Consider the following 5427-nt stretch of genomic DNA (forward strand, 5'->3'; position numbering starts at 1 on the left):
GTCGGCCACGGGCTGCGCGCGGCGCGTAGCGGACCGGGACGCCGCGCGCCGCAAAGAAAAAAGGCCTTGCCGCACGTTGCGGCAAGGCCTGCTTGCTATTGCTGCGCGAAGCGCCAGAACGGTTAGAACGGAATATCGTCGTCCATGTCGGCGAGATTCGCGCCGCTGCTGGCCGGAGCGGCCTGCGGGGCGGGGCGTTGCTGGGGCGCGGGACGCTGGGCCGGGGCGCGCTGCTGGCGCGGGGCGTCGTCGTAGCCGCCGCCATAACCGCCGCCTTCGCCGCCGCTGTCGCGCCCGCCCAGCATCTGCATCTGGTCAGCCACGATTTCGGTGCTGTAGCGGTCGGCGCCGGTGTCCTTATCCTGCCACTTGCGCGTTTTGAGGCGGCCTTCGATGTAGACCGACCGGCCCTTCTTCAGGTATTCGCCGGCGATTTCGGCCAGGCGGTTGTACATGACGACGCGATGCCATTCGGTTTCTTCGCGGCGCTCGCCCGTGGCCTTGTCCTTCCATTGGGAAGTGGTGGCGACGGACATGTTGCAGATTGCGGCCCCGTCGGGGCTGTAGCGGATTTCCGGGTCGCGGCCCAGATTGCCCACGAGGATGACTTTGTTAACCGATGCCATTGCCGATGTCCCTCTGTCGTTGACGGCCTCGCCTGCGCGTTGCCGCGGGCATGCCGGCAACAACGTCAAAGCGTTGTTGAAGACGGGCCTCATGAAACTCGCCGGTCACCATGACGATGACCGGCGAGCCTGTATGAAACCGCAGTATGGTTCGTATTATCGACGAAAAGCCGGCCGCGCGCCAACGCCATTGGTGACAAAAGCGTCCCGCATATTGCCGGCTTTTCGCCGCATCTGGGGGCGATTCCGCCGGAAACCGCACGCTTTCCGGGCGGCGGCCGCTCAGGACAGGGGCCGCAGCGCCCAGGTCACGGCCAGCCATAGCGCGGCCAACGCCGCCGCGCCGGCGAATACCGCATTGGCGCCGGCATGGGAGGCGAGCCAGCCGCCCAGCGCCCCGCCCGTGAACAGGCCGGCCGCCTGGGCGGTGTTGTAGAACCCCAGGGCCAGCCCCTTGTAGGCCGGCGGCGCCACGCGCGACACCAGCGAAGGCTGGAGCGCCTCCAGCACGTTGAAGGCCGCGAAGAAGGCGGTCAGCGCGATGGCCAGCGTGTAGAAGCCCTGGCTGGCCGCGGGCAGCAGCGCACAGACCGCCACCAGCCAGGCCACGGAAGCCCGCAGGGCGCCGCGGTGCGCGCGCCGCCTTTCCGCCATGAAAACCGCCGGCACCATCAGCACGAATGACACCAGAATAACGGGCAGGTAGACCTTCCACAGATCGCGGGCGTCCAGCGCGCCTGTGCGCGCAAGCAGCGCGGGCACGACCACGAAGAGCGACACCTGGATCAGGTGCAGCGCGAAGACGCCGAAGTTCAGGCGCAGCAGGTCGCGGTGGGCCAGCACTTCGCGCGGACGCACGCCCTGCAGGCTGCGGGCGTCGGTGCGGGGCGCCGCGGGCACGACCCAGCCGGCCACGGCCACGCAGATCACGCCCAGGCAGGCGATGGTCCAGAACAGCCCGGAAAGCCCCCACCACCCGACCAGCACGGGCGAAAGCACGAGCGACGCCGCGAACGACAGGCCGATCGAACCGCCCACCATGGCCATGGCGCGGGTGCGCACTTCGCTGCGGGTGGCGTCGGCCAGCCAGGCCGTGACGGCGGCGGAGATGGCGCCCGCTCCCTGGATGGCGCGGCCGATGGTGATCCAGAATACGTCCGGGGCGCGCGCGCAGACCACGCTGCCTATGACGAAGAGCAGCAGCCCGAACACCACGACCGGCCGGCGCCCCCAGCGGTCGGAGGCCAGCCCGAACGGAATCTGCATGAAGGCCTGCGTGAGGCCGTACATGCCCAGCGCCAGGCCGACGCGGGCCGGATCCTCGCCGCCGGGCAGGCCGCGCGCGGCCACGGCAAAAACCGGCAGCAGCAGGAACAGGCCCAGCATCCGCGCGGCGAACAGGCCGGACAGCGCCACGCTGGCACGGCGTTCGGAGGGGGTCAGCTTGAGTTTCGGTTCTGCCGGCATGCGGGGGGTCACCATGTCGAAAGCCGCGCATCCGGCAACGGACGCGCGCGTGATCTGATTGCGCGGCTCGGCGCCGCGCCGCGCTGCGCACCGCCAGGACGGCGGTCCAACGCGGGGGGATTCGGCGCGCTATAGTACCAAGTTGGCCTTTGAAACGCCTGAAAAGAGCCCGCTTGGCGTGACCATACCGTGACCATACGCATTCGGGGTGCGCGCACCCACAACCTGAAGAACGTTTCCCTGGACCTCCCGCGCCACAAGCTCGTAGTGGTAACCGGCCTGTCCGGCTCGGGAAAGTCGTCGCTGGCCTTCGACACGCTGTACGCGGAAGGGCAGCGGCGCTACGTGGAAAGCCTGTCGGCCTACGCGCGGCAGTTCCTGCAGCTGATGGACAAGCCGGACGTGGATCTCATCGAGGGGCTCTCTCCCGCGATCTCCATCGAGCAGAAGGCGGCGGGGCACAATCCGCGCTCTACCGTGGGCACCATCACTGAAATCCACGATTACCTGCGCCTGCTGTACGCGCGCGTGGGCACGCCTTACTGCCCGGATCACGGTCTGCCGCTGCAGGCCCAGAGTGTGAGCCAGATGGTGGACGCGGTGCTGGCCTGGCCCGCCGAGACGCGCCTGGCGGTGCTGGCGCCTATCGCGCGCGGCAAGAAGGGCAGCTTCGAGGACGAATGCGCCAGCCTGCAGGCGCAGGGCTACGTGCGCCTGCGCGTGGACGGCCAGATGCAGGAAATCGACGGCATGGCCCCGCTCAAGAAGACGGAAAAGCACGACATCGACGTGGTGATCGACCGCCTGCGCATCAAGCCGGAAAGCAAGCAGCGCCTGGCCGAGAGCTTCGAAACCGCGCTGCAGCTCGCCGAAGGCCGGGCGCTGGCGCTGGACATGGACAGCGGGCGCGAACAGGTGTTCTCCAGCCGCTACGCCTGCCCCGTATGCAGCCACAGCCTGCCCGAACTGGAACCGCGCCTGTTCAGCTTCAACAATCCCATGGGCGCCTGCCCGAGCTGCGACGGCATCGGGCACGTGGGGTTCTTCGACCCGAAACGGGTGGTGGCGTTTCCGGAGCTCAGCCTGGCGGCCGGCGCGATCCGGGGCTGGGACCGCCGCAATGCCTTCACGCATTCGCTGCTCACCAGCCTGGCCGCCCACTACGAATTCGACATCGAGCAGCCGTTCGAAGAGCTGCCCGAGGCGCTCCGCGACAAGGTGCTCTACGGATCGGGCGACGAGGAAATCTCCTTCCTCTACCTCAACGAAAAAGGCCGCAGCACCGTCAAGCGCCACATTTTCGAAGGCGTGATTCCCAACCTGGAGCGGCGCTGGCGCGAGACCGACTCGGCCACGGTGCGCGAAGAGCTGGGCAAGTACCGCAACATCAAGGTCTGCCCGGAGTGCGGCGGCTCGCGCCTGCGCGCCGAGGCCCGCAACGTGCTGATCGGCCAGGAGCCGCGCGGCGGCGAGCGGCGCGGCCAGGCCATTTACGAAGTCGAGGCCATGCCGCTGTCGACCTGCCTGGAGTGGTTCCGCGCGCTGAGCCTGAGCGGCGCCAAGCAGGAAATCGCCCAGCGCATCGTGCGCGAGATCGAGGCGCGGCTGAGTTTCCTGAACAACGTCGGGTTGAATTACCTGTCACTGGACCGCAGCGCCGACACCATCTCCGGCGGCGAAGCGCAGCGCATCCGGCTCGCCAGCCAGATCGGCTCGGGGCTGACGGGCGTGATGTACGTGCTGGACGAGCCCTCCATCGGCCTGCACCAGCGCGACAACGACCGCCTCATCGGCACGCTGCAGCACCTGCGCGACCTCGGCAACAGCGTCATCGTGGTCGAGCACGACGAAGACATGATCCGCATGGCCGACTGGGTGATCGACATGGGCCCGGGCGCCGGCGAACACGGCGGCCAGGTCGTGGCCCAGGGCAGCCCCGAGGACGTGCAACGCGATCCCGCCTCGCTCACCGGACAGTACCTGAGCGGCCAGCGCGCCATCGCCATCCCGGCGCGCCGCCCCGTCACCGACGACATGCCATGGCTGGTCCTCACGGGCGCCAGCGGCAACAACCTCAAGAACGTCGACCTGCGCATCCCGGCCGGCCGGCTGGTGTGCGTGACCGGCGTGTCCGGCTCGGGCAAGTCCACCCTGGTCAACGACACGCTCGCGATCGCGGTGGCCCGCCAGCTTCATCATGCGCAAAGCGAGCCCGCGCCCTATACGGCCATGCAGGGGCTGGAGAATTTCGACAAGATCATCAGCGTGGACCAGAGCCCCATCGGGCGCACCCCGCGCAGCAACCCGGCCACGTACACGGGCCTCTTCACGCCCATCCGCGAACTGTTCGCCGGCGTGCCGGAGGCCCGCAGCCGCGGCTACGATCCGGGCCGCTTCAGCTTCAACGTCAAGGGCGGGCGCTGCGAGGCCTGCCAGGGCGACGGCGTGGTCAAGGTGGAAATGCACTTCCTGCCCGACATGTACGTGCCCTGCGACGTCTGCCACGGCAAGCGCTACAACCGCGAAACGCTCGAGATCCGCTACCGCGGCCGCAACATCAGCGAGGTGCTGGACCTCACGGTGGAGCAGGCGCTGGAATACTTCGAGTCCGTGCCCGCCATCGCGCGCAAGCTGCACACGCTCATCGACGTGGGGCTGTCGTACATCCGGCTGGGCCAGAGCGCCACCACGCTGTCGGGCGGCGAGGCCCAGCGCGTAAAGCTGTCGCAGGAGCTTTCCCGGCGCAGCACCGGGCGCACCCTGTACATCCTGGACGAACCCACCACGGGCCTGCACTTCCGCGACATCGAACTGCTGCTGCAGGTGCTCAACCAGCTGGTGGACAGCGGCAACACCGTGCTCATCATCGAGCACAACCTGGACGTCATCAAGACCGCCGACTGGCTCATCGACATGGGCCCGGAAGGCGGCGACGGCGGGGGCCGGGTGGTGGCGCAGGGCACGCCCGAAGACGTGGCGGCCTGCGAAGCCAGCCACACCGGCCACTACCTCGCCAAACTGCTGAAACGATCGAACGCCACATAGGGCCACGCCCGGGAGGCTGCGTCATGTACACCCTCATCATCGGCAACAAGAATTACTCGTCCTGGTCGCTGCGCGCCTGGCTCGCGCTGCGGGCCGCCGGCATCCCGTTCCGGGAAGAAAAGCTGGGCTTCTTCACCGAGGAATTCTCCCGCCGCCTCGGCGCGCTCTCGCCGGCGGGGCTGGTGCCGGTGCTGCTCGACGACGATTTCGCGGTCTGGGATTCGCTGGCCATTTGCGAGTATGCCGCCGAGCGCCATCCGCAGGCCGGCCTCTGGCCGCGGGACGCGCG

At 68.5% G+C, this 5427-nt stretch carries 4 protein-coding genes; 2 read left to right on the forward strand and 2 right to left on the reverse strand.

Going from position 1 to position 5427, the window contains the following annotated elements; genetic code table 11:
• Positions 1-122: 122 nt before the first annotated feature.
• Both ssb and AD428_RS22065 read right to left on the reverse strand, forming a co-directional pair.
• Complete coding sequence (gene ssb, locus AD428_RS22060; RefSeq protein WP_053246597.1) at positions 123-626, reverse strand: single-stranded DNA-binding protein; 504 nt, start codon at positions 624-626, stop codon at positions 123-125.
• A gap of 282 nt (positions 627-908) precedes the next feature.
• On the reverse strand, positions 909-2093 hold the full coding sequence (locus tag AD428_RS22065; RefSeq protein WP_053246598.1) for an MFS transporter: 1185 nt from the start codon (positions 2091-2093) through the stop codon (positions 909-911).
• Positions 2094-2282: 189 nt separating this feature from the next.
• On the opposite strand from AD428_RS22065, the gene uvrA reads away from it, so the two are divergent.
• Positions 2283-5138: an excinuclease ABC subunit UvrA gene (gene uvrA / locus AD428_RS22070; protein WP_053244668.1), complete on the forward strand. Its 2856-nt coding sequence runs from the start codon at positions 2283-2285 to the stop codon at positions 5136-5138.
• Positions 5139-5161: 23 nt separating this feature from the next.
• A partial coding sequence (locus AD428_RS22075; RefSeq protein WP_200908082.1) for a glutathione S-transferase N-terminal domain-containing protein occupies positions 5162-5427 on the forward strand: 266 nt, incomplete at its 3' end.

This window comes from Achromobacter sp. DMS1 (assembly GCF_001270295.1).

What these genes read in the sequence shown, in the direction of transcription:
- ssb (WP_053246597.1), bottom strand. Translation starts at nt 626, where the DNA reads ATGGCATCGGTTAACAAAGTCATCCTCGTGGGCAATCTGGGCCGCGAC.
- AD428_RS22065 (WP_053246598.1), bottom strand. Translation starts at nt 2,093, where the DNA reads ATGCCGGCAGAACCGAAACTCAAGCTGACCCCCTCCGAACGCCGTGCC.